At 69.3% G+C, this 22,175-nt stretch carries 21 protein-coding genes and 1 other RNA gene; 8 read left to right on the plus strand and 14 right to left on the minus strand.

Going from position 1 to position 22,175, the window contains the following annotated elements:
* Window positions 1–15: 15 nt before the first annotated feature.
* Window positions 16–1,020, plus strand: coding sequence for an alpha/beta hydrolase family protein (locus CJ301_RS09365; RefSeq protein ID WP_099276644.1), 1,005 nt, complete (start codon window positions 16–18; stop codon window positions 1,018–1,020).
* Here the strand turns inward: CJ301_RS09365 and CJ301_RS09370 are convergent.
* Window positions 1,017–1,652 (minus strand): ribonuclease T2 family protein, encoded by a 636-nt coding sequence (locus CJ301_RS09370; protein WP_099276646.1) that lies wholly within the window; start codon window positions 1,650–1,652, stop codon window positions 1,017–1,019. The genes CJ301_RS09365 and CJ301_RS09370 overlap by 4 nt on opposite strands.
* 133 nt (window positions 1,653–1,785) lie before the next feature.
* Between CJ301_RS09370 and CJ301_RS09375 the strand changes: the two genes are divergently transcribed.
* Window positions 1,786–2,556 carry a DUF1013 domain-containing protein gene (locus CJ301_RS09375; RefSeq protein ID WP_099276648.1) on the plus strand — a complete coding sequence of 257 codons (771 nt, stop codon included), beginning with the start codon at window positions 1,786–1,788 and terminating at the stop codon, window positions 2,554–2,556.
* Between the two features lie 40 nt (window positions 2,557–2,596).
* Here the strand turns inward: CJ301_RS09375 and CJ301_RS09380 are convergent, their stop codons facing one another.
* From CJ301_RS09380 to CJ301_RS09420, 9 genes are all read right to left on the minus strand, one after another.
* The gene (locus CJ301_RS09380) at window positions 2,597–3,025 is read right to left on the minus strand and encodes a PACE efflux transporter (protein WP_099276650.1); all 429 of its coding nucleotides are present in this window, start codon (window positions 3,023–3,025) and stop codon (window positions 2,597–2,599) included.
* 123 nt (window positions 3,026–3,148) lie between these two features.
* On the minus strand, window positions 3,149–3,742 hold the full coding sequence (recR, locus tag CJ301_RS09385) for a recombination mediator RecR (RefSeq protein WP_099276652.1): 594 nt from the start codon (window positions 3,740–3,742) through the stop codon (window positions 3,149–3,151).
* A 70-nt stretch (window positions 3,743–3,812) separates the two neighbouring features.
* The gene (locus CJ301_RS09390; RefSeq protein WP_099276654.1) at window positions 3,813–4,157 is read right to left on the minus strand and encodes a YbaB/EbfC family nucleoid-associated protein; all 345 of its coding nucleotides are present in this window, start codon (window positions 4,155–4,157) and stop codon (window positions 3,813–3,815) included.
* Between the two features lie 77 nt (window positions 4,158–4,234).
* The gene (locus CJ301_RS09395; protein WP_099276656.1) at window positions 4,235–5,992 is read right to left on the minus strand and encodes a DNA polymerase III subunit gamma/tau; all 1,758 of its coding nucleotides are present in this window, start codon (window positions 5,990–5,992) and stop codon (window positions 4,235–4,237) included.
* A 70-nt stretch (window positions 5,993–6,062) separates the two neighbouring features.
* Window positions 6,063–6,452, minus strand: coding sequence for a YidH family protein (locus CJ301_RS09400; protein ID WP_099276658.1), 390 nt, complete (start codon window positions 6,450–6,452; stop codon window positions 6,063–6,065).
* A 45-nt stretch (window positions 6,453–6,497) separates the two neighbouring features.
* Complete coding sequence (rsgA, locus tag CJ301_RS09405) at window positions 6,498–7,517, minus strand: ribosome small subunit-dependent GTPase A (protein ID WP_099276660.1); 1,020 nt, start codon at window positions 7,515–7,517, stop codon at window positions 6,498–6,500.
* A gap of 130 nt (window positions 7,518–7,647) precedes the next feature.
* Window positions 7,648–7,745: signal recognition particle sRNA small type (gene ffs / locus CJ301_RS09410), an RNA gene on the minus strand.
* Window positions 7,746–7,818: 73 nt separating this feature from the next.
* On the minus strand, window positions 7,819–8,478 hold the full coding sequence (locus CJ301_RS09415) for an HAD family hydrolase (RefSeq protein ID WP_099276662.1): 660 nt from the start codon (window positions 8,476–8,478) through the stop codon (window positions 7,819–7,821).
* On the minus strand, window positions 8,454–10,385 hold the full coding sequence (locus tag CJ301_RS09420; protein ID WP_162620483.1) for a metallophosphoesterase: 1,932 nt from the start codon (window positions 10,383–10,385) through the stop codon (window positions 8,454–8,456). The genes CJ301_RS09415 and CJ301_RS09420 overlap by 25 nt, the downstream gene beginning before the upstream one ends.
* 412 nt (window positions 10,386–10,797) lie before the next feature.
* Between CJ301_RS09420 and CJ301_RS09425 the strand changes: the two genes are divergently transcribed.
* Entirely contained in the window at window positions 10,798–11,274 is a 477-nt protein-coding gene (locus CJ301_RS09425) for an SRPBCC family protein (RefSeq protein ID WP_099276666.1), read from the plus strand.
* A gap of 25 nt (window positions 11,275–11,299) precedes the next feature.
* Here the strand turns inward: CJ301_RS09425 and CJ301_RS09430 are convergent, their stop codons facing one another.
* Window positions 11,300–12,151 (minus strand): prephenate dehydratase, encoded by an 852-nt coding sequence (locus CJ301_RS09430; RefSeq protein ID WP_099276668.1) that lies wholly within the window; start codon window positions 12,149–12,151, stop codon window positions 11,300–11,302.
* Window positions 12,152–12,270: 119 nt separating this feature from the next.
* Between CJ301_RS09430 and CJ301_RS09435 the strand changes: the two genes are divergently transcribed.
* The 5 genes from CJ301_RS09435 (at window position 12,271) to CJ301_RS09455 (ending at window position 18,671) form a co-directional block, all read left to right on the plus strand.
* Entirely contained in the window at window positions 12,271–12,792 is a 522-nt protein-coding gene (locus CJ301_RS09435; RefSeq protein ID WP_099276722.1) for a c-type cytochrome, read from the plus strand.
* Window positions 12,793–12,954: 162 nt separating this feature from the next.
* A complete protein-coding gene (locus tag CJ301_RS09440) occupies window positions 12,955–14,874 on the plus strand; it encodes an extracellular solute-binding protein (RefSeq protein ID WP_099276670.1) in 1,920 nt (639 codons plus the stop codon).
* Window positions 14,875–14,892: 18 nt separating this feature from the next.
* Entirely contained in the window at window positions 14,893–15,966 is a 1,074-nt protein-coding gene (locus CJ301_RS09445) for a microcin C ABC transporter permease YejB (RefSeq protein ID WP_099276672.1), read from the plus strand.
* Entirely contained in the window at window positions 15,967–17,091 is a 1,125-nt protein-coding gene (locus CJ301_RS09450) for an ABC transporter permease (RefSeq protein ID WP_099276674.1), read from the plus strand.
* The gene (locus CJ301_RS09455) at window positions 17,088–18,671 is read left to right on the plus strand and encodes an ABC transporter ATP-binding protein (RefSeq protein ID WP_099276676.1); all 1,584 of its coding nucleotides are present in this window, start codon (window positions 17,088–17,090) and stop codon (window positions 18,669–18,671) included. Before CJ301_RS09450 ends, CJ301_RS09455 begins: the two co-directional genes overlap by 4 nt.
* Before the next feature lie 150 nt (window positions 18,672–18,821).
* Here CJ301_RS09455 and CJ301_RS09460 read toward each other — a convergent pair whose 3' ends face one another.
* From CJ301_RS09460 to CJ301_RS09470, 3 genes are all read right to left on the minus strand, one after another.
* On the minus strand, window positions 18,822–19,511 hold the full coding sequence (locus CJ301_RS09460) for a fumarylacetoacetate hydrolase family protein (RefSeq protein ID WP_099276678.1): 690 nt from the start codon (window positions 19,509–19,511) through the stop codon (window positions 18,822–18,824).
* A 122-nt stretch (window positions 19,512–19,633) separates the two neighbouring features.
* Complete coding sequence (locus CJ301_RS09465; protein WP_420215802.1) at window positions 19,634–21,154, minus strand: D-alanyl-D-alanine carboxypeptidase family protein; 1,521 nt, start codon at window positions 21,152–21,154, stop codon at window positions 19,634–19,636.
* A gap of 261 nt (window positions 21,155–21,415) precedes the next feature.
* On the minus strand, window positions 21,416–22,117 hold the full coding sequence (locus CJ301_RS09470) for an HAD family hydrolase (protein WP_099276680.1): 702 nt from the start codon (window positions 22,115–22,117) through the stop codon (window positions 21,416–21,418).
* Window positions 22,118–22,175: the final 58 nt, after the last annotated feature.

Raw genomic sequence — 22,175 nt, forward strand, 5'->3', positions numbered from 1 at the left:
CGACGGAGATCCAGCATGACCAGACCGTTCGGCACCACGCTCGCCGCGGCGCTTTTCGCCGCGATGCCCGCGCTCGCGCAGGAGGCGGCCGCGCCCGAGGCGGCGGATACGCCCGAGGAGGGCGTGGCGGCGGCGCAGGACGATCTTTCCACCTTGATGATCCACGCGCCATGGCCGCGCCCGCTGCCGCTCTCGGATGGGCGCGCGGGGCTGTCGGACCGCGTCTCCTTCGAGGTCGGGGACACGCCGGTCTATGGCACGCTGGCGCTGCCGCCCGATGGCCCTGCGCCCACCGTGCTGCTGCTGCACGGCTTCACCGGCGACCGCGACGAGCTCGATATCGCGGGCACGGGCGAGGGGGTGTTCCGCCGCACCGCGCGGCTGCTGGCCGAGGCGGGATATGCCAGCCTGCGCATCGATTTCCGCGGTTCGGGCGAAAGCACCCAAGGGTTCGATTTCGCCGACACCACCTTCGAAAGCCAGATCGCCGATGCGCAGGCCGCGCTCGACTGGCTCGCCGCCGATGACCGCAGCGCCGGGCCGCTCTACCTGATCGGCTGGAGCCAGGGCGGGCTTGTCGCGGCCACGCTGGCGGGGCGCGGCGCGGATCTGGAGGCGGTGGCGCTCTGGGCGGCGGTGGCCGATCCGCAGATCACCTTCGCCACCCTGTTCGGGCCCAAGACGCTGGAGCAGGGGGTATTATCCGATGCGCCTACCAGCGTCGCCCTGCCATGGGGGGCCGAGATCACCCTGAACCAGCCCTTCTTCGAAGGCGTGCTCGACGCCGACCCGCTGGCCGAGATCGCCCGCTATGACGGCCCGCTCTTCGTGGCCCAGGGCAGCGAGGACGCCACCGTCGATCCGGCGCAGGCCGAGATGTGGCTCAAGGCGCATGACGGGCCGCAGGAGCTCTGGCTGCGCGAGATGGATCACACTTTCGACGCCTATCAAGGCCCCGAGCGGCTCGACGACATGGTCTCCGCCACGGTCGCCTTCTTCGACATGCTGGGCGCGCCCTAGCGGATCGGCAGCATCAGCGCATCGGAGAGCGAACAGTCGCGGATCACGTCCGCGCCGCAATCGCGCGGCTCCAGATCGCGGGTGAGGCAGATCCGCACCTCCTGCACCATGCCATCCCGGCAGGTCACGGTGAGCCCGTCGGCGGAAAGATCGGGGTTGTCGCGCAGGAACGCCTCCTCGACCAGCGATGCGGGCAGGGTGATCTCGTCCTCGAGCTGGCGGAATTCCTCGGGGCGGCGCACCGCGCCGTAAGCCTCGCGCGCGGTCTCGAAATAGGCCCGCGACGACAGCCCCGCGCAGGTGCCGTGCTTCTTCCACTGGTGCCAGGCCGAGCCGCCGCTGCCCATGATGTCGGCCATCGCCGCCGTCTCGCGGCGCGATGGCGCGGCCTGGGTGGTGGTGCAATAATCGGGCCAGCCCGTCTCGTATTGCGGCCAGAGCCCGTGCAGCACCCAGCCGAGATCGCGGCTCTCGTCGCATTGCTCGGAGCCGCGCGCCGCGCCCTCGCGCGCGCACCAGCCGGGCGACCAGCTCAAGGCCAGCACGTAGTAGTCGAAATCGCCCGGCGTTTCGGCCCGCGCCGTGCCGGCGCAGAGCGCCAGCGCCATCAGGGCTCTTGCCGCAAAGGTCATTTATGTCTTTCCTCCTGCCTGTACGGTCCCTATATAGCGCGTTGAGTTCCCCGAAAATGGAAACCAAGGACCGCCAGGCGGTCCGCCCCAGGCCGGGGCCGGGGGAAGACGTGTTTTTCGAAAGGGTGTTCACATGGCTGACAAACCGCTCATGGCCAAGGCCACCGCCGTCTGGCTGGTGGACAACACGACGATCAGCTTCAAGCAGATCGGCGATTTCTGCGGGCTGCACGAGCTCGAGGTGCAGGGCATCGCCGATGGCGACGTCGCCGCGGGCGTGAAGGGCTTCGACCCGGTCGCCAACAACCAGCTGACGCAGGACGAGATCGACAAGGCCGAAAAGAACCCGCTGCACAAGCTGAAGCTCAAGTTCAACGCCTCCGCCGTGGGCGAGGAAAAGCGCCGCGGCCCGCGCTACACGCCCCTGTCCAAGCGCCAGGACCGCCCGGCCTCGATCCTGTGGCTGGTCAAGTTCCACCCCGAGCTTTCGGATGGCCAGATCTCCAAGCTGGTCGGCACCACCAAGCCGACGATCCAGGCGATCCGCGAGCGCACCCATTGGAACATCGGCAATATCGACCCGATCGACCCGGTGGCGCTGGGCCTGTGCCGCCAGTCCGAGCTTGATGCCGCCGTGCAGCAGGCCAATGCCAAGCGCCTGCGCGACGGCTCGGCCATGAGCGACGACGAGCGCCGCAAGCTGGTCTCGACCGAACAGAGCCTTGGCATGTCGCCCGAGCCCAAGATGCCCGCCTCGATGAGCGGCCTCGAAGGCTTCACCCTCTCCGAAAGCAACGCCGAGGAAGAGGAGGAGCCCAAGGACGAGCGCGACGTCACCGATGCCGACAGCTTCTTCAACCTGCCGGGCAAGGGCGACGAGGACGAAGGCGACGAGGAGAAGTGAGCCTCGCCTGCGCCGGGGGCCGCGGCCCTCGGCCTGGGCCTCAGGCCGCCACCCGTGCCTCGGGATCGGGAAAGACCCGGTCGTAGCACCAGGTGAAGACGAAGGTGTAGCCGAGATAGAACAGCGCGAAGCTGAGCTGCACCATGAAGGATTCCACGTAGCCCAGCCCCAGCCACCACGAGAAGATCGGCAGCAGGATCGCCAGCAGCCCCAGCTCGAACGCCGTGGCGTGCAGTGCCCGAAGCGGCAAGGTCTTGGCGGTGGTGCCGCGCCAGCGCTTGAGCGCGTGGTCGAAGGCGAAGTTGAACGCGTAGTTCCAGCAGGTCGCCACCAGCGAGGAAATCACGCTGATCGCGCCGATGTCGAGCAGCGGAAAACCGTAAAGCCACGCGCCCAGCGGCGTGACGAGCGCCAGCCCGATCAGCTCGAAGCTGACGGCCTGCCGGATCCGGTCTGATTTCGTGCGCATGGAGGTCTCCGCTCTGGCCATGTCCGCCGGGTCGTCCCGGCCTGTGGGCCCCCGGGCCGGGGGGCGGAGGTCGTCCTCGCTTGGGGGCGGGGATAGACCGTCTCGCGGGCCTGCCGCAAGGGCCTAGAGGCTGCGCCGCGCCCTCAGCGCCGCGCTGATCGTGCCGTCATCGAGGTAATCGAGCTCGCCGCCCACCGGCACGCCCTGCGCCAGCGAGGTCACCGAAACGCCGGGCAGCTGGTCGGCGATGTAATGCGCCGTGGTCTGCCCGTCGATCGTGGCGCCGAGCGCGAGGATCACCTCGTTCACCGCCTCGGACTGCACCCGGTCCATCAGCCGCGGAATGCGCAGCTCCTCGGGGCCGACCGCGTCGAGCGCCGAGAGCGTGCCGCCGAGCACGTGGTAGCGGCCCTTGAACACGCCCGAGCGTTCCATCGCCCAAAGATCGGCCACGTCCTCGACCACGCAGATCTGCCCCGTCGCGCGGCGCGCATCGTCGCAGATGCCGCAGACATCGCCCGTGCCGACATTGCCGCAATTGAGACATTCGCGCGCGGTCGCCCCCACCTCCGTCATCGCCTCGGCGAGCGGGGTGAGCAGCGTGCCGCGCTTCTTGACCAGATGCAGCACCGCGCGCCGGGCCGAGCGCGGCCCGAGCCCGGGCAGACGCGACATCAGCTCGATCAGCCGGTCGATCGCCTCGCGGTCCTCGCTCATGACCGGGCCTCGCGCGGGCCGACGCGGCGGATTTGCGTATTTGAAGAAAGATGAACCAGAAGGGCGGTCCTCAGAATGGCAGGTTCATGCTGGCGGGCAGGCCGAGCTCGTCCTGGATCTTCTTCATCTCCTCGTGCGAACGCTCGGTCGCGCGCGATTGCGCGTCCTTGATCGCGGCAAGGATCAGGTCCTCGACCACCTCCTTTTCGGAGGCCACGAAGATCGACGGATCGATGTCGAGCCCGGTCAGCTCGCCCTTGGCGGTGGCCGTCGCCTTGACGAGACCCGCGCCGCTTTCGCCGGTCACGGTGATGGTTTCGAGATCCTTCTGGATCTTCTCCATCTTGCCCTGCATCTCCTGCGCGGCCTTCATCATCTTGGACATGTCGCCCAGGCCACCGAGCCCCTTGAACATCGCTGATCTCCTCGAATGCGTTGGCCCAGAGATACGGTCGCGAGGGCCGCGTCACAAGGGCGGCGCGGCGATTGGGCTCACTCTTCCTCGAACGGGTCCCATTCGTCCTCGACCTCCTGGAGCGCCTCCTCGGCGGCGTGCTGGCTGCGCTCGGCCTCGGTGCGGATCTCGGTGATCTTCGCCTTGGGAAAGGCCGCGAAGACCGCGCGCACCAGCGGATGCGCCTCAGCCTCCTGCCTGAGCGCATTGGCCGCCGCGTCGCGAGTCTCGGCGATGGTGGGCGCGCCGCCCTCATTGGCCACGCTGATCGCCCAGCGCGCCCCGGTCCAGGCCTGAAGCTTCTGGCCCAGCCGCTGCGCCATGTCGGAGCGGGCGTCCGGCGTCGGTTCGAACTCGATCCGACCGGGGGCATAGCGCACCAGCCTGAGCGTCGTCTCGACCTCGATCAGCATGTGAACGTCGCGATGCGTGCGAATGAGCTCGACCACCTGCTCGAAGCTGGCATAGCGGGCGAGCGGGTTTTCCTGCTGCGCCACGGCGGGCTGGGCCGCGCCGCGGGCCGAAGGGCCGGAAGGCGCGGCATGGGTCGGGGCGGGGGCGCCGCGCGCCTGGGCTCCGCCGCCCTGCGCCGGGCGCGCGCCGCCGCCACCGCCCGAAGGGGGCGGGGGGACAGGCGCGTCGGCCAGCTTGCGGACCAGCTCCTCGGGGCTTGGCAGGTCGGCCACATGGGTGAGCCGGATCACCGCCATCTCGGCGGCCATCATCGCGTTGGGGGCGTGGGCCACCTCTTCCAGCGCCTTCAGGAGCATCTGCCATAGCCGGGTCAGCACCCGCATCGGCAGCGCCTCGGCCATCTGCGCGCCGCGCGCCCGCTCGTCGGGGCCCACCGTCGGATCGTCGGCGGCCTCGGGGGTGATCTTGATGACCGAGACCCAATGCGCGATCTCCGCCAGATCGCGCAGCACCGCCATCGGGTCGGCCCCTTCGGCGTATTGCGCCGAAAGCTCGGTCAGCGCCGAGGCCGCGTCGCCCTTGAGCACCATGTCGAACAGGTCGAGCACCCGGCCGCGATCCGCGAGGCCGAGCATCGCGCGGATCTGCTCGGCCGTGGTCTCGCCCGCACCATGGCTGATCGCCTGATCGAGAAGCGAGGTCGCGTCGCGCGCCGAGCCTTCGGCGGCCCGCGTGATCAGCGCCAGCGCGTCATCGGCGATCTGCGCGGCCTCGGCATCGGCGATGCGGCGCAGCATCCCGATCATCACCTCGGGCTCGATCCGGCGCAGGTCGAATCGCTGGCAGCGCGACAGCACCGTCACCGGCACCTTGCGGATCTCGGTGGTCGCGAAGATGAACTTCACATGCTCGGGCGGCTCCTCCAGCGTCTTGAGAAGCGCGTTGAACGCCCCCGTCGACAGCATGTGCACCTCGTCGATGATATAGACCTTGTAGCGCGCCGAGGCCGCCCGGTAATGCACGCTGTCGATGATCTCGCGGATATTGGCGACGCCGGTATTCGAGGCCGCGTCCATCTCCATCACGTCGACATGGCGGCCTTCCATGATCGCCACGCAATGCTCGCACACACCGCAGGGCTCGGTGGTGGGGCCGCTTGTGCCGTCGGGGCCGATGCAGTTCATGCCCTTGGCGATGATCCGCGCGGTGGTCGTCTTGCCGGTGCCGCGGATGCCGGTCATGATGAAGGCCTGCGCGATGCGGTTGGCGGCGAAGGCGTTCTTCAGCGTGCGCACCATCGCGTCCTGCCCGACGAGATCGGCAAAGGTCTCGGGCCGGTATTTCCGGGCGAGAACCTGGTAGGCAGCGGGGGCGTCGGTCATGCATCGGCTCCGGAAATCGGGACCGGGCCAAACTATGCGCTGGGCGCGGTGAGGTCCACCTCGCGGGCGCTCACAACAGCCACAGGATCGCGCCCGTGGCCAATCCGCCGAACGACAGCAGCACGGCGAGCGCCAGCATGCGGCGGGTGCTCTGCGCCTCGGCGTCGTGGCTGGAAATGCGCGCCTGCGCCTTGCGCGCCTCATGCGCCGAGGCGGCGAAGATCAGCAGCGCGCCGAGGATGAAGACCGAGGCCACCGCCTTGGCGACCCATGTGGGCTGGAACTCGCCGAACACCGCCTTGAGACCGATCGCCACGGCGAGCGCCGCCATGCCGGTGCGCATCCATCCCGCGAAGGTCCGCTCATTGGCCAGAAGCGTGCGGTCCTCGGCCCAGTCGGTGCGATCCTCGGCCCATTTGGTCTTGGCGTCGACCTCGCGGTCGCCCTCGGTCTTGTCCATGTGGCCTCCTTCGCCGCGCCATCAGGCCCGGCGAAGGAGGGGGCGTCAACCGCCCTTGCGGCGGCGCGCCCCGCGCTGGGTCGATTTGATATGCTTGGTGAAGCTGCGCCCGCGCGCGCGCCCCTCGGCCAGCGTCTCGGAATTGCGCCGGTCCTCGGCCTCGAGCTTGCGCCAGCGCGCGAGGCGCTCGGGGTCGAGATCGCCCGCCTTGACGGCGGCGCGCACCGCGCAGCCCGGCTCGGTCTCGTGCGCGCAATCCGAAAAGCGGCATTGCGCCACCAGATCGGTCACATCGTCGAACAGCTCCTCGATCCCCTCGGCGGTGTCGGTGAGCTGCAGCTCGCGCATCCCCGGCGTGTCGATCAGCCAGCCCCCGGCGCGGCAGCGCCGGAGCGCGCGGTGCGTGGTGGTGTGCCGCCCCTTGGCGTCGTCCTCGCGGATGCCCGCCGTGGCTTCGGCCCCGCCGGTGAGCGCGTTTTGCAGCGTCGTCTTGCCGACGCCCGAGGAGCCGACAAGCGCCAGCGTCTGCCCCGGCTTGCACCAGGGCTCCAGCCGCGCCGCGTCGTCGATGTCGCGCGCGTTGAGCGCCATGGCCACCACGAGCGGCGATATCGCGCGCGCCTGCGCGAGATAGGGGCTCACGTCCTCGACCATGTCGGATTTGGTCACGATCACCAGCGGCAGGCAATCGCCCGCCATCGCCAGCGCCACGTAGCGCTCCAGCCGCGCCGGGTTGAAGTCGTCATTGCAGCTGGTGACGATGCCGAGTGTGTCGACATTGGCGGCGACGAGCTGGCGCGAGACGGTGTGTCCGGCGGCCTTGCGGGCGATCTGGCTGCGCGGCGCGAGGCGAACGCGCGCCGCGCCGCCCTGCATGCCGACCCAGTCGCCCACGGCGAAGGAGCCCGCGCCCGAAGGGGCGAGAAGCTTCACCGGGCCGTCGGGGGTGAGCGCCACGAGAAGGGTGCGATGGATTTCGGCCACGCGCGCGGGCGCGTCGCCCTCTTCGAGCTGGCGCGCGAAATGCTCCGACCAGCCGAGATCGGAAAGTGTCAGGTCTGTCAATGGAATGGTCCCGTCACGAAAGAACACGGGCCCGCCGGGGCGGGCAGTTTCGCGTCGGGCGCAGGGCGGCTCAGGCGGCCCCGGCCCGGAGGGCGATCACAATCTCCATGATGTCCTCCGTTCTTCGGGTGGGTGAGAGGCTGAACACGACCCAAGCGGGGCTCGTTGCGGCTGCTTCCTTCCGGACCTGACCGGGTTGGCGAGGCGCTTGCCCGCGCCAACCTCTCGATCCGCGATATAGGGAAGGGCGGCGCGGGACGCAAGACCGCGTCGATGGAAGTCGGTGGAAGAGGCGCCGCGATCAGGCCGGCAGCGGCAGAAGCCCCGCCGCCCGCGCGCCCGCCATCAGCTCGCGCGCCAGATGCGCGGCGTGCTCGCCGGTCGTGCCGTCGGCCTCGGGCACCTGCACCACGGTCATGCCCGCGGCCATGCCCGCCCGCGCGCCGGTGTCGCTGTCCTCGAAGACGAGGCAGCGCTCGGGTGCTGCGCCAAGCCTGCGCGCGGCTTCAAGATAGGCGTCGGGGGCGGGCTTGGCCCTCTCGATGTCCTCGACCGTCACGATGGTCTCGACATGCGCGTCGAGCCCGGCCGCGCGGATCTTGGCCAGACCCGGCGCGCGGCGCGATGAGGTGGCGATCGCCATCGGCAGGCCGAGACCCGCGATCGCGGCGATCAGCGGCTCGGCCCCGGTCTTGAGCGCGAGCCCGTCCTTCAGCCGCGCCTCGACCCGCGCGTCCCAATCGGCGTAGAAGCGGCTCTTGTCGAGCGGCTGGCCGGTATGCTCGCGGATCAGCTCGACCCGGCGCTCGTCATGCACGCCTGCGAGGCTTTCGAAGAAATCGGGGGCGACCTCGATGCCCTGCGCGGCCAGCGCCGGCAGCGCCTCGGTGTTGCACAGCGTTTCGGTGTCGACCAGCGTGCCGTCGAGGTCGAAGATCACGGCGTCATAGCGGCGGGGCATCGGGGCGTCCTTGTCCTGGCCGGGCCGCCATAGCCGAGCCGCGGCCCCGAGTCGATGGGATGGGCCACGCCTTCGGGGCCGAAGCGCAGCTCGAAGCGGTGATAGCCCCCCGCCGCCGGGCCGAGCGGCGCGACCTGCCGCGCGATCCGCGCCGCGCCCGCCCGCGCCTCGGGCGGGGCGTCGAACCAGGCGGCGGTGCCCGGCAGCGCGGCAAAGCGCCAGGAATTGCGCGGGCGCGGCGTCACCGGGCCGAGCGCCAGATGCGCGCGCAGCGCCTCGCGCATCAGCGGTCCCTCGACCGCGATGCGCCGCGCGCGCAGGCAGCGCCGCACGGCATCGTCGCCGCCCGCCCCCTGGCCCGCCGAGGCGAGGACGAAGCGGTCCCGCGGCCCGAGGCCGCGGCCCGCATGGCGCAGATGGTCGATCCGGCCATCGCCGGCGGGCCGGCTCGGATCGATGCGCCAGTCGAGCCCGTCGATCAGCTCGAACCGGTAGGGCGGGCGGGACATGTCGAGCAGAGGCTGGTCGCGCCGCCCGGGCACGATCCGGCGAAACGCCGCCGCGCCGCGTTCGAGCTGGGCAAGCAGCGCCTCGCGGTCGACCACCTCGAGGCAGAGCCGGTCGGGATGCGGGTAGAGCGCCTGCAGATGCCCTTCGGTCAGCGCGCCCGCGGGCAGCGACAGGTAATGCCCCGCCCCGCCATGCCCGCCCGCGCGGAAGGGCCGCACGGCGACAAGCAGCGGCAGCGCCGCCTCGGGGCGCCCCCAAAGCAGCCGGCGCGCGGCGGCGCGCAGCGCATCGGCGGTGAGCTGCAGCGAGGTTTCGGGCGCGACGAGGGCGAAATGGCTGTCGATCGGCACGGTGCTGTGGCCCACGGGGCGGCGCAATGCGGCCAGCGCCGCGCGATGCGCGCGCCGGACGGGCGCGGCGGTCGCCGCGTCGCAGCCGGTGGCGGGCGGCGTCTCGACCCGGCCCTGGCCCCGGCTGCGCCAGCGCCCCGCCGCATCGCGCCGCAGCCCCAGCTCGATCACCGCGATATGGCTGCCATGGCGGCCTGCCTGTGCCAGCGGGCAGCCGGGCGGGCCGCTGGCCCCCCTGGCCCGCGGCACATGGGTATGCCCCAGAAACAGCGCGTCGATGTCGGGCAGGGCGGCAAGAGCCCGCCCGGCATTGTCGGCGCCCGGCGGCGGCAGCGCCGCGCCAAGGCCGCTATGGGCCAGCGCCACCACCAGATCGGCGCCATCGGCGCGCAGCCGCGCCGCCTGCCGCCGCGCCGCGCCCACCATGTCCTCGGCCACCAGCCCCCCGGCAAAGCGCAGCCGGTCCCATTCGGCGGTGCGCGGCGGCGCCAGGCCGAGCACGCCGATCCGCAGGCCGACGCTGCGCCCGTCGCGGCAGCGGAACCGCCGCCGCAGCATCAGCCCCGGCGGGGCCAGGGACGCCCCGGCCTCCGGCGCGAGCGCGAGGTTGCAGCTGGTCACCGGATGGTCGAGCCCGCGCAGCGCGCGCCGCAACAGCGGCAACCCCCGGTCGAACTCGTGATTGCCCAGCGTGCCCGCGTCATAGGCCAGCGCGTTCATCGCCGCGATCATGGCGTGCGGCCCGGCATGCGGCCCATTTCCCGGCCCATCCCTCGACCCGGCGCCGCGCCGGGCGAGGCGCTCGGTTTCGGCGTCGGCCATCGGGGTGCCATGCAGGAAATCGCCATTGTCGAACAGCAGCGTGTTGCCCCGGCGGCGATGCGCGCGGATCAGCGGCGCCAGCCGGGCCAGCCCGACCCCGGGATCGCGCCGCCCCGAAAGGTAATCCCATGGCAGCACATGCCCGTGCAGATCCGTCGTGCAGATCAGCCGCAGATGGACCGAATCGCCCCCCTCGCGCCGCGTCACCCCCGTGCCGACATGCATGCCGCGTCCTTTCGAACCCCGGTGACGGCGGTTGCCGCCCCGCATGGTCGAAACTCTTTAGGTTGTGCGCCGGGCCCTGCCTAGCTTTGCCAGGGCGCGACGTTGCGCTGTATGGGCCGCGCCGCAGCGTCACTATGGGCGGATCGGGGAGGCAGGCGGAGACGGAGGCCCTCGGACGACATCATCTTCGGCGGCGGCGGGCCCGATCGCGCGGCCGGGGTCCGGCCCGATTCGCGGGCCCTTGGCGGCGCTTTTGGCGCGCGGCGATGCGCGGGTGCCGCCGCCCTGGCGCGGCAGGCTGCCGATCGCGCGGCACCTGCCGTGGAACCGGCTTGCGGGCCGGCTCGATTGACGCGAGAACCGGGGCCGCAGAGCGCGCGGCGCTCCCCCCGAGGCAAAGCGAGGCACGACCATGGAATTTTCGTCCCAGCAGCAGGTCGCCGCGCCGCGCGACTTCGTCTTCGCGCAGGCCAGCGATTTCACCGCCTTCGAGCGGCAGGCGATGCGGCGCGGGATCGAGGTGCGCGGCCGGGACGACGCGGCCGGGGCGCGGCAGGGCTGGCAGGTCGATCTGCCCGGCTCGATCCCGGTGCTCGGCGGGCGCGAGGTGGTCGTCGATCTTGCCGATCATGCGCCGCCCGAAAGCTACCGCATCGTGGCGCAGGTCGCCGGCATCGAGATCGGCATCGAGGTCAGCGCCGATCCGGTCGAGACCCAGCAGTCGCAGCTCTCCGCCCGGGCGAAGCTCAGGCCCCTGAACATGACGGGGCGGCTCGTCATGCAGTCGATCAAGCTGTTCCGCCCCCGCATAGAGGCGCGTCTGCAAGGGCGCTTCGAGGGCTATGGCCAGGAGCTCGAGGCCCGCTGGAAGCGCCGTTCGGGCGCCTGACCCCGCGCGGGGCCGGCTCCCGCCTTCAGCCGCGCGGCGCGGGCTCGTGCCGGCGCGGCGCGGCCGGGAACACGCCCATCAGCTTGATGCTGTCGGTGAAGTAATCCAACTCGTCGAAGGCGAGCTGGACGTTGCGGTCGTCGGGGTGGCCCTCGATCTCGGCATAGAACTGCGTCGCGGTGAACTGTCCGCCGACCATGTAGCTTTCGAGCTTGGTCATGTTGACGCCATTGGTCGCGAAGCCGCCCATCGCCTTGTAGAGCGCGGCGGGAATGTTTCGCACGCGAAACACGAAGCTGGTCATCATCCCCGCATCGCCGCGCCGCCTGAGGTCGGGCTCGCGCGCCATGACGAGAAACCGCGTGGTGTTGCGCGCGTGATCCTCGATGTGGCGCGCCAGAACGTCGAGCCCGTAGATTTCGGCCGCGATCTCGGAGGCCAGCGCCGCGTGGCGCGGATCGCCCGCCTCGGCGATGGCGCGGGCCGAGCCTGCGGTGTCGGCGCCGGTGATCGTCGAGATGCCGTGCTCGCGCAGGAAGCCGCGGCACTGGCCGAGCAGGACGGTATGGCTGGTCGCGGTCTCGACCTGATCGAGCCGCGCGCCCTTCACGCCCAGCAGGTTGATATGCACCCGCACGAAGGCCTCGCCGACGATGTGCAGCCCGCTTTCGGGCAGCAGGTGATGCACGTCGGCCACGCGGCCATAGGTCGAATTCTCGACCGCGATCATGCCCAGCTCGGCATCGCCGCGGCGCACCGCCTCGATCGCGTCCTCGAATGTGGTGCAGGGCATGGGCTCGAAGCCCGGGCGCGCCTCGGCGCAGGCCTGGTGGCCGTAGGCCCCGAGCTCTCCCTGGAATGCGATACGACCGGCCATGCGGTGCCCTCCCTCGACAGGCGTTCCCCAAAGGGCATTTCGTCGCGGCTCTACACCTTGCAACATCGCGCGGGAAGCGGATACATAGCCGCGAAACGCCGAACGGAATGGAACGCGACATGTTCGACACGATGACCCTGACCAAGGTCGTTGGCGGCCTTTGCGGCACGCTGCTGGTCTTCCTCCTTGGTGGCTGGGCCGCCGACATCATCTATGGCGGAGGCCACGGCGGCGGTCACGGCGAGGTCGCGCAGGCCTATTCCATTCCCGTCGAGGACAGCGGCGAAGCCGCGCCCGAGGAAGAGGCGGTGCCCTTCGAGGAGATCTATGCCGCGGCCGACGCTTCGGCGGGCGAGGGCGTGTGGCGCAACTGCCGCTCCTGCCACGCGCTCGAAGAGGGCGTGAACGGCACCGGCCCCTCGCTTTATGGCGTGGTCGGCCGCGCGGTCGGCGCCGAGCCGGGCTACAGCTATTCGGGCGCGCTCAAGGCGGTGGCCGATGTCTGGTCGCCCGAAAACCTCGACGGCTTCCTCGAGGCGCCGCGCGACTACGCCCCGGGCACCAAGATGACCTATAACGGTCTGAAGGACGTCGAGGACCGCGCCAACCTCATCGCCTATCTCGAAACCATCGGCGGCTGATCTCAGCCCCAGGTTGATCCATCGAAGGGCCGCCCCGACAGGGCGGCCCTTTTCGCATGCGCCGCGGCGGCGGACACGCGCCGCTCACGCATTCTCGCCTTGAACGTCAGGCGCTTGCGCCGCTAGCCTCGCCTTCAGGCTGTCCTGCCGGAGGAGTGCACCATGCGACCGACCCGTCATCCCGCCCGCGCCGCGATCCGCCCCATGGGTGCGCCGCATCACCGGATCGCGGGCGCCGCGCTGGCGCTGGGGGCGCTGGTGCTGGCGCTGCCCGCGGGCGCGCAGGAGAGCGGCGAGACCATCATCACCAGCCATGGCTACACCAATGTCGGCGAACTGAAATACGGCCCCGACATGGAGCATCTCGACTACGTCAACCCCGACGCGCCCAAGGGCGGCGAGATCAGCGAATGGACGATGGGCACCTTCGACAGCTTCAACTCCTATTCGCGCGAGGGCGTGGCGGCGGCGCTCAACGCGCTGCCCTATGAGCGGATCATGACCCCGGTGGCCGACGATCCCTACGGGCTCTATTGCTACCTGTGCACCACGCTCGAATATCCCGAAAGCCGCGACTGGGTGATCTTCAACCTGCGCGACGACGTGACATTCGCCGATGGCACGCCGATGACGGCCGAGGATCTGAAGTTCACCAACGAGCTGTTCCTCGAACAGGGCATCACCGAATACCGCAACGTGGTCGACGGCTTTCTCGACAGCGTCGAGGTGCTCGGCCCGCACCGCATCAAGTTCACCTTCGCCGAAGAGGCGCCGCGCCGCGACGTGATCGGCTTTGCGGGCGGCACCATCGCCTTTTCCAAGGACTGGTTCGAAAAGACCGGCGCGCGGATCGACGAGAGCCGCAAGGAGCCGTTTCTGGGCACCGGCGCCTATGAGCTGAAGGATTTCGACATCAACCGCCGCGTGGTCTATGGCCGCAACGAGAACTTCTGGGGCGCCGATCACCCGCTCAACATCGGCCGCAACAACTTCGACAGCATCCGCATCGAGTATTTCGCCGACAGCGCCGCCGCCTTCGAGGGGTTCAAGTCGGGCGAATACACCTTCCGCATCGAGAACTCGTCCAAGGACTGGGCCACCGGCTACGACTTCCCCGCCATCCAGAAGGGCTGGGTCGTGACCGAGGAGATCCCGAGGGGCGATATCGGCACGGCGCAGGCCTTCGTCTTCAATCTCGACGATCCGACATGGCAGGACCCGCGCGTGCGCGAGGCGATCGGCCTGATGTTCAATTTCGAATGGTCCAACGAGTCGCTGTTCTACGGGCTCTACGAGCGGGTCGAGAGCTTCTGGGAGAACTCCGACCTCGAAGCCACCGGCACGCCGTCCGAGGCCGAGCGCGCGATCCTCGCGCCGCTGGTCGAGGAGGGGCTCTTGGACGAAAGCATCCTGACCGAGGAGGCGCGCCGCGCGCCGGTGCTCGATGCGGCGAGCAACACGCCCGCGCGAAGCACCTACCGCGAGGCGGGGCGTCTTCTCGACGAGGCGGGCTGGACCGTCGGCGATGACGGGCTGCGGCGCAAGGATGGCGAGCTGCTCGAAGTGGTCTTCCTGCAGCGCAGCCCGCAATTCGACCGCGTCGTGAACCCCTTCATCGAGAACCTCGCGCGGCTGGGCGTGCGCGGCGTGCTGGAGCGGGTCGACACCTCGCAATATGTGGAGCGCCTGCGCTCGGGCGATTTCGACCTCGTCAACCACACCTTCTCGATGGGCTTCGAGCCGGGCGTCGGGCTGGAGCAGTGGTACGCTTCCAAGACCGCCGATGACAGCTCGCGCAACCTGATGCGGCTGCGCAGCGAGGCGGTGGACCGGCTGGTGAAGGCGGTGATCGACGCGGACACGCTCGATGAGCTGACCACCGCGACCCATGCGCTCGACCGGGTGCTGCGCGCCGAGATGTTCTGGGTGCCGCAGTGGTACAAGGACGTCCACACGGTCGCCTATTACGACCAGTACCGCCATCCCGAGAACATGCCGCCGCTGGCTCTGGGCGAGATGGACTTCTGGTGGTACGACGCCGAAGCCGCAGAAGAGCTGCGCGCCGAAGGCGCGCTGCGATAAGGGAGAGCTTCCGACCGCATGGGCGCCTATATCCTCAGACGACTGCTGCTCGTGATCCCGACGCTGCTCGGGATCATGATCATCAACTTCGCCCTCGTGCAGTTCGTGCCCGGCGGACCGATCGAGCAGATCATCGCCCAGATGGAGGGCGGCGGCGACGTGTTCGAGGGCATCGCCGGCGGCGGCAGCGAGGTCAGCCAGGGCGGCGAGAGCGACTATGTCGGCGCGCGCGGCCTGCCGCCCGAATTCATCGCCGAGCTGGAGCGCGAATTCGGCTTCGACAAGCCGCCCGTGGAACGCTTCCTCACCATGATGTGGAACTACATGCGCTTCGATTTCGGGGAGAGCTATTTCCGCTCGATCTCGGTGGTCGATCTCGTGCTCGAAAAGATGCCGGTCTCGATCACGCTGGGGCTGTGGTCGACGCTTCTGGCCTATCTGATCTCGATCCCCTTGGGCATCCGCAAGGCGGTGCGCGACGGCTCCTCCTTCGACACTTGGACCTCGGGCGCGATCATCGTGGGCTACGCCATCCCCGGCTTTCTCTTCGCGATCCTCCTGATCGTGCTCTTCGCCGGCGGCTCCTACTGGCGGATCTTTCCGCTGCGCGGGCTGACCTCGGACAATTGGGAGCAGCTGTCGCTGATCGGCAAGGCGCTCGATTACCTGTGGCACATCGCGCTGCCGGTGCTCGCCTCGACCATCTCGGCCTTTGCCACGCTGACGCTGCTGACCAAGAACTCCTTCCTCGACGAGATCAAGAAGCAATACGTGATGACCGCGCGGGCCAAGGGGCTGACCGAGCGCCGCGTGCTTTATGGCCACGTCTTTCGCAACGCGATGCTGATCGTGATCTCGGGCTTTCCGGCGCTGTTCATCGGCGTGTTCTTCGGCGGCTCGCTGATCATCGAGACGCTGTTCTCGCTCGACGGTCTGGGACGCCTCGGCTTCGAGGCGACGGTGGCGCGCGACTACCCGGTGGTCTTCGGCACGCTGTTCGCCTTTTCGCTTCTGGGATTGGTCGTCGGCATCGTGACCGACCTCACATATGTGCTGATCGACCCGCGCATCGACTTCGAACGGAGAGGCTGAATGGCGCTGTCGCCGCTCAACGCGCGCCGCTGGCGCAATTTCAAGCGCAACCGCCGGGCGCTGTGGTCGCTCATCATCTTCTCGGTGCTGTTCGGGCTGAGCCTCTTTGCCGAGCTTCTGGCCAATGACCGCCCCCTGCTGGTGAGCTATCGCGGCGAGATCCGCAGCCCGATCGTGAGCTTCTACTCCGAACAGGATTTCGGCGGCGATTTCCCGACCGAGGCCGCCTATTCGGACCCCGAGGTGCAATGCCTGATCGTCACCGGCGGGCTGACCGACTGCTTCGACGCGCCCGATGAGATCATGGCCGCGGCAGAGGCCGGCGAGGCGTTGCCGCTCATCGCCAACGACATCTCCGAGTTCGAGAAGGGCTGGCTCCTTTGGCCGCCGATCCCCTATTCCTACGACACCATCGTCGACGTGCCCGGTGTCGCGCCTGCGCCGCCTTCCGAGACCAACTGGCTCGGCACCGACGACACCAAGCGCGACGTGGTGGCCCGCGTCATCTACGGCTTCCGCCTCTCGGTGGTCTTCGCGATCATCGTCACGCTGGCCTCCTCGCTGATCGGCATCGTGGCGGGGGCGGTGCAGGGCTATTTCGGCGGCTGGACCGATCTCATATTCCAGCGGATCATCGAGATCTGGACCGGCACGCCCTCGCTTTACGTGATCATCATCGTCTTCGCGATATTGGGGCGAAGTTTCTGGTTGCTTGTCTTTCTCACCGTGCTGTTCGGCTGGCCCGCGCTGGTGGGCGTGGTGCGGGCCGAATTCCTGCGCGCGCGCAATTTCGAATATATCCGCGCCGCCCGCGCGCTCGGGGTCTCCGACAGCACCATCATGTTCCGCCACATGCTGCCCAACGCCATGATCGCCACCGTGACCATGCTGCCCTTCCTCGTCACCGGGGCGATCGGCACGTTGGCCGCGCTCGATTTCCTCGGCTTCGGCCTGCCATCCTCGGCACCGTCCTTGGGCGAGCTGACATTGCAGGCCAAGCAGAACCTGCAGGCCCCGTGGCTCGGCTTCACCGCCTTCTTCACCTTCGCGATCATGCTGTCGCTTCTGGTGTTCATCTTCGAGGGCGTGCGCGATGCCTTCGATCCCAGAAAGACTTTTTCATGAGCGACAGGATTCTCGACGTCTCCGATCTGCGCGTGAGCTTCAGGCAGGACGGCGCGCTGATCCCGGCGGTGCGCGGCGTGTCGTTTCACGTGGCGCGCGGCGAGACCGTGGCGCTGGTGGGCGAGAGCGGCTCGGGCAAATCGGTGACCGCGCTCTCCACCGTGCAGCTTCTGGGCGAGACGGCGCAGCTCGAAGGCTCGGTCGCCTATGAGGGGCGCGAGATGGTCGGCGCGCCCGAGGCCGATCTCAGACGCGTACGCGGCAACGACATCTCCTTCATCTTCCAGGAGCCGATGACCTCGCTCAACCCGCTGCACACGCTGGAGCGGCAGCTGTCGGAATCGATCGAACTGCATCAGGGCCTGCGGGGGGGCGCGGTGCGCGCGCGCATCCTCGAGCTTCTGACCCGCGTCGGCATCCGCGATCCCGAAAGCCGGCTCGGCGCCTATCCGCACCAGCTTTCGGGCGGGCAGCGGCAGCGGGTGATGATCGCCATGGCGCTGGCCAACAACCCCGAGCTTTTGATCGCCGACGAGCCGACCACCGCGCTCGACGTGACGATCCAGGCGCAGATCCTGGAGCTTCTGGCCGAGCTCAAGCGCGACACCGGCCTGTCGATGCTGTTCATCACCCACGACCTCGGCATCGTGCGCCGCATCGCCGACCGGGTCTGCGTGATGAAGGATGGTGAGATCGTCGAGCAGGGGCCGACGGCGGAGATCTTCGCCAATCCGCGCCACCCCTATACCCGAATGCTGCTCGAGGCCGAATCGACCGGCCTGCCGGAGCCCGTGCCCGAGGCCGCCCCGGTGGTGGCCGAGACCGGGCATCTCAAGATCTGGTTCCCGATCCAGCGCGGGCTTTTGAAGCGCACGGTGGGCCATGTGAAGGCCGTGAACGACGCGACGTTCAGCGTGCGCGCGGGCGAGACGGTGGGCATCGTCGGCGAAAGCGGCTCGGGCAAGACGACGCTGGCGCTCGCCATGGTCAGGCTGATCGGCTCGGAGGGGCGCATCCTGTTCGACGGGCAGGAGATCCAGTCGCTCAACGAACGCCGGATGCGGCCCCTGCGCTCCGAGATCCAGATCGTGTTCCAGGACCCGTTCGGCTCGCTCTCTCCGCGCATGACGGTGCAGCAGATCATCTCCGAGGGGCTGGGCGTGCACGGCGTCGAGAAGGGGCGCGACAAGCGCGGGATGGTGGCCGAGATCATGCGCGAGGTCGGGCTCGATCCGGCGGCGATGGACCGCTACCCACACGAGTTCTCGGGCGGGCAGCGCCAGCGCATCGCCATCGCCCGCGCGCTGATCCTGCGGCCCCGGCTGATCGTGCTCGACGAGCCGACGAGCGCGCTCGACATGACGGTGCAGGTGCAGATCGTCGACCTGCTGCGCGATCTGCAACGCAAATACAGCCTCGCCTATGTCTTCATCAGCCACGACCTCAAGGTCGTGCGGGCGCTGAGCCACAAGGTGATGGTGATGAGGAACGGCGACGTGGTCGAGGCCGGGCCGGCGGAGGAGATTTTCGACGCGCCGCGCAGCGACTACACGCGCGAGCTGATGGCCGCGGCGTTCTGAATCCGAAGCCGGCCGCCCGGCGGCGGCCGGTCGCCATGCGTATTTGAAGAAAGATGAACCATAGGGCGCGCCCCCATGGTTCATCTTTCCGAAAATACGCATATCCCGACGGCGGCAGGCCGCGCCACGCCGGGAAGGGGGCCGCGCGGCTCAGCCTCGATAGCTGAACCGCGCCTCGCCCAGCCCCTCGATCGCCACGACGCAGTCCTGCCCCGGCGCGACCGAGCCCACGCCTTCGGGCGTGCCGGTCATGATCAGGTCGCCCGGATACAGCGTCACGAGGTGCGACAGGTGCGAGATGATCTCGGCCACGCTCCAGATCATGTCCGAGAGGTCGCCCTGTTGCCGCAGGGTGCCGTTCAGATGGGCGGTGATCCGGCCTTGCGCGGGGTGGCCGATCTCTGCGGCAGGGTGGAACGGCCCGAGGATCGCCGAGGCGTCGAATCCCTTGGCCATGTCCCAGGGGCGGCGCATCTCCTTGGCCTCGGCCTGCAGGTCGCGCCGGGTCAGGTCGTTGCCCGCGGCGTAGCCCCAGACATGATCGAGCGCCTCCGCCTCGGGGATGTCGGCGCCGCCCTCGCCGATCAGCACCACCAGCTCCGCCTCGTGATGTAGGTTGGCGGTGGCGCGGGGATAGGGCAGCACCGCGCCGGTGGCGACGGCGGCGCAGGCGGGCTTGGTGAAGAAGAAGGGCGGCTCGCGATCGTCATTGCCCATCTCCCGGGCATGGGCCGCGTAGTTGCGCCCGACGCAGAAGATCCGGTGCAGCCCGACCTCGACCTCCGGGTCGGTCGTGGCGAAGCGTGGCGGGGCAGGGGGGGTGACGGCGAGACGGGTCATGCGGGCTCCGGTTCAAGACAGGGGCATGAAACGCCCGCGCCGCCCCGAAGACAAGACGCCGCCGCGATCCGGGAGGAGATCGCGGCGGCGCAAGGGTCGTGCAGGGCCCGGGAGGAAAAGGCTCAGGACGGCCCGATCATGAAGCACATCGCGCCGCGCGCCTGCAGCCTGCGGCAGGCGAGATCGGCGGATTCATTGGTCAGCCCCATGAAGTTGGCGTCGAAGCCGCCCGCGCGCTGGGTCACCCGGCGCAGCGCGCCGTCGAGCGCGCCCGGCTCGTTCAGCGCGGTCTGGATCAACACCCGCTCGGCGGCGTTGCGGCTGTTGTAGCGCCCGACATTGATGCCCCAGAGCCGGCCGCCCGAGGTCGAGACACGGGTGACGACCTCGGGCACCGCCTGCATGCGCGAGGCGTCGACCGGCGCGATCGCGGCGGCGGTCATGATCCGCTCGGTCGGGCGCGGCTGCGGCGTGGTCTCGGGCGCGATCCCGGCCTCGGCAAAGATCTCGGCCGTTTCGGGGGCCATGTCGTCGAACTCGGTGACGGGGGCGGCAACGGCAACGCGGGCCGGGGCCTCCTGCGGCGCGGTGGCCGCCGCCGCGGGCGCGGCGGAGACGAGCAGCGCCGCGGCGAGCGCATCCTCGATGCCCGAGGTGCTGGCGACCTGCACCGGCGCGGGGGCCGCGGCACCCGGGCGGGTCTGCGGCCGCAGGCTGCGCCGGACCACGCCGCTCACGCGGATGGTATGCGCGCCGCTGGTCGGGCCGAGCGCGGGGGCGGCGGCGACGAGGGCGGGGGCGCGCCCGGTCGCGGGCTTGCCCGCCGGGCTGGCAAAGCCCTTGTCGAGCAGCTTCATCACCCGCGCGTTGCGGTTCGCGGTCGAGGTGCCGCCGAAGACGGTGGCGATGATCCGGCGGTCGCCGCGCTTGGCCGAAGCCACGAGGTTGTAGCCCGCGGCATTGGTGAAGCCGGTCTTGATGCCGTCCGCGCCCTCATAGGCGGCGAGAAAGCGGCGGTTGGTGTTGTTGACCTGCTTGATCCCGGCATCGGCGGTGCGGCGCGAGAACAGGTTATAATATTGCGGGAAATCGTAGATCATGTGCCGGCCCAGCACCGTCATGTCGCGCGCGCTCGACAGGTGGTTGGGGTGGGTCAGCCCGTGCTGGTTGACGAAGGTGGTGTTGCGCATCCCCATCGCCTGGGCGGTGGCGTTCATCCGTTTGGCAAAGGCCTCCTCGCTGCCCGAGATGGCAAAGCCGATCGCGGTGGCGGCGTCGTTGGCCGATTTCACCGCCGCCGCGCGCAGCAGGTAGCGGAACTTGATCTTCTGGCCGGTGCGCAGCCCCAGCTTCGAGGGCGGCTGGGCGGCGGCGGCCTTGGGGATGGTGATCTGCGAATCGAGGCTGATCTCGCCGCGCTGGATCGCCTGGAAGGCGATGTAGAGCGTCATCATCTTGGTCAGGGAGGCGGGGTGCAGCCGCGTGTCGGCGTTTTCCTCGTGGATGACGGCCCCGGTCTTGGCGTCCACGACCATCGCCGCGTAGGGCGCGGCCTGCACGCCGGTGGCGATGGTGATGCCCGCCGAGAGGGTGGTGATCAGAAACAGCCCCAAACGGGCCGTCCGCAACAGACGACTGCTCACGTGATTGCCCTTTATCTTGCCTCGCGGGTGACCGTCATGTCGCGGTCACCTCAAATTATCCTGAAAGCGTAGCATGAACGTGACGTCACGAAAATAGGTATGTTTCCAATCGCTTTGGCGAAGGAGTTCGAGCGATGCCCGAAGCGGTGCCGCGCGACTCGTCCTATACTAAAGGATTGCAGCCCCCACAGGGCGCTAGCGCATCGGCACCGCCGCCGGGGTGTGATGCGAAAGGCGCAGGCAAGATGCCAAAACAGCCAGTCAGTCGCCCAGATTTGCAACCATGGCGGGCAGTGCCGCAAGGGTTTCGATCCGGCGAAACCGCGGATGCGTCTTTGGCGCCTCGGCCTGTTCGAGCGCCCAGACCGTCTCCGAGGGCACGTGAACGCCCCAGCCGCCCGCCTCGATCACCGGGATCACGTCGGATTTGAGCGAATTGCCGACCATCACCGCGCGCTCGGGGCGGATCGCATGGCGCGCGAAGATCGAGGCATAGACGGGGGCGGTCTTGTCCGAGACGATCTCCACCGCCTCGAAGGCCTCGCCCAGCCCCGACTGCGCCAGCTTGCGCTCCTGGTCGAGCAGGTCGCCCTTGGTGATCAGCACCAGCCGCGCGCGATCGCCCAGCGCCCCGATCGCCTCCTCGGCGCCCGGCAGAAGCTCGATCGGATGGGCCAGCATCTCCCGGCCCAGCGCCATGATCTCGGCGATGGCACCGGCCGGCACCCGCGCCTCGCTGACCTCGATCGCCGTCTCGATCATCGACAGCACGAATCCCTTCACCCCGAAGCCGTAGCGCCCGAGGTTGCGCCGCTCGGCCGCGAGAAGCCGCTCGCGCAGGTGATCCTCGCCCGCATGGTCGCGCAAAAGCTCGACGAAGCGCGACTGGGTGGAGCGGAAGAACCGCTCATTGTGCCACAGCGTGTCATCGGCATCGAAGCCTATGGTCCAGCGGTGCGGCATCGGGGAACACTCCTGCTCGGCGCGCGGGCTTTTCACCGGGGCGCAGGCGCTTATATAA

It is taken from the genome of Limimaricola cinnabarinus (assembly GCF_002723615.1).
GTDB lineage: Bacteria > Pseudomonadota > Alphaproteobacteria > Rhodobacterales > Rhodobacteraceae > Limimaricola > Limimaricola cinnabarinus_B.

Coding starts and splice junctions, on each gene's coding strand:
- CJ301_RS09365 (WP_099276644.1), top strand. CDS start 16: ATGACCAGACCGTTCGGCACCACGCTCGCCGCGGCGCTTTTCGCCGCG.
- CJ301_RS09370 (WP_099276646.1), bottom strand. CDS start 1,652: ATGACCTTTGCGGCAAGAGCCCTGATGGCGCTGGCGCTCTGCGCCGGC.
- CJ301_RS09375 (WP_099276648.1), top strand. CDS start 1,786: ATGGCTGACAAACCGCTCATGGCCAAGGCCACCGCCGTCTGGCTGGTG.
- CJ301_RS09380 (WP_099276650.1), bottom strand. CDS start 3,025: ATGCGCACGAAATCAGACCGGATCCGGCAGGCCGTCAGCTTCGAGCTG.
- recR (WP_099276652.1), bottom strand. CDS start 3,742: ATGAGCGAGGACCGCGAGGCGATCGACCGGCTGATCGAGCTGATGTCG.
- CJ301_RS09390 (WP_099276654.1), bottom strand. CDS start 4,157: ATGTTCAAGGGGCTCGGTGGCCTGGGCGACATGTCCAAGATGATGAAG.
- CJ301_RS09395 (WP_099276656.1), bottom strand. CDS start 5,992: ATGACCGACGCCCCCGCTGCCTACCAGGTTCTCGCCCGGAAATACCGG.
- CJ301_RS09400 (WP_099276658.1), bottom strand. CDS start 6,452: ATGGACAAGACCGAGGGCGACCGCGAGGTCGACGCCAAGACCAAATGG.
- CJ301_RS09415 (WP_099276662.1), bottom strand. CDS start 8,478: ATGCCCCGCCGCTATGACGCCGTGATCTTCGACCTCGACGGCACGCTG.
- CJ301_RS09420 (WP_162620483.1), bottom strand. CDS start 10,385: ATGCATGTCGGCACGGGGGTGACGCGGCGCGAGGGGGGCGATTCGGTC.
- CJ301_RS09425 (WP_099276666.1), top strand. CDS start 10,798: ATGGAATTTTCGTCCCAGCAGCAGGTCGCCGCGCCGCGCGACTTCGTC.
- CJ301_RS09430 (WP_099276668.1), bottom strand. CDS start 12,151: ATGGCCGGTCGTATCGCATTCCAGGGAGAGCTCGGGGCCTACGGCCAC.
- CJ301_RS09435 (WP_099276722.1), top strand. CDS start 12,271: ATGTTCGACACGATGACCCTGACCAAGGTCGTTGGCGGCCTTTGCGGC.
- CJ301_RS09440 (WP_099276670.1), top strand. CDS start 12,955: ATGCGACCGACCCGTCATCCCGCCCGCGCCGCGATCCGCCCCATGGGT.
- CJ301_RS09445 (WP_099276672.1), top strand. CDS start 14,893: ATGGGCGCCTATATCCTCAGACGACTGCTGCTCGTGATCCCGACGCTG.
- CJ301_RS09450 (WP_099276674.1), top strand. CDS start 15,967: ATGGCGCTGTCGCCGCTCAACGCGCGCCGCTGGCGCAATTTCAAGCGC.
- CJ301_RS09455 (WP_099276676.1), top strand. CDS start 17,088: ATGAGCGACAGGATTCTCGACGTCTCCGATCTGCGCGTGAGCTTCAGG.
- CJ301_RS09460 (WP_099276678.1), bottom strand. CDS start 19,511: ATGACCCGTCTCGCCGTCACCCCCCCTGCCCCGCCACGCTTCGCCACG.
- CJ301_RS09470 (WP_099276680.1), bottom strand. CDS start 22,117: ATGCCGCACCGCTGGACCATAGGCTTCGATGCCGATGACACGCTGTGG.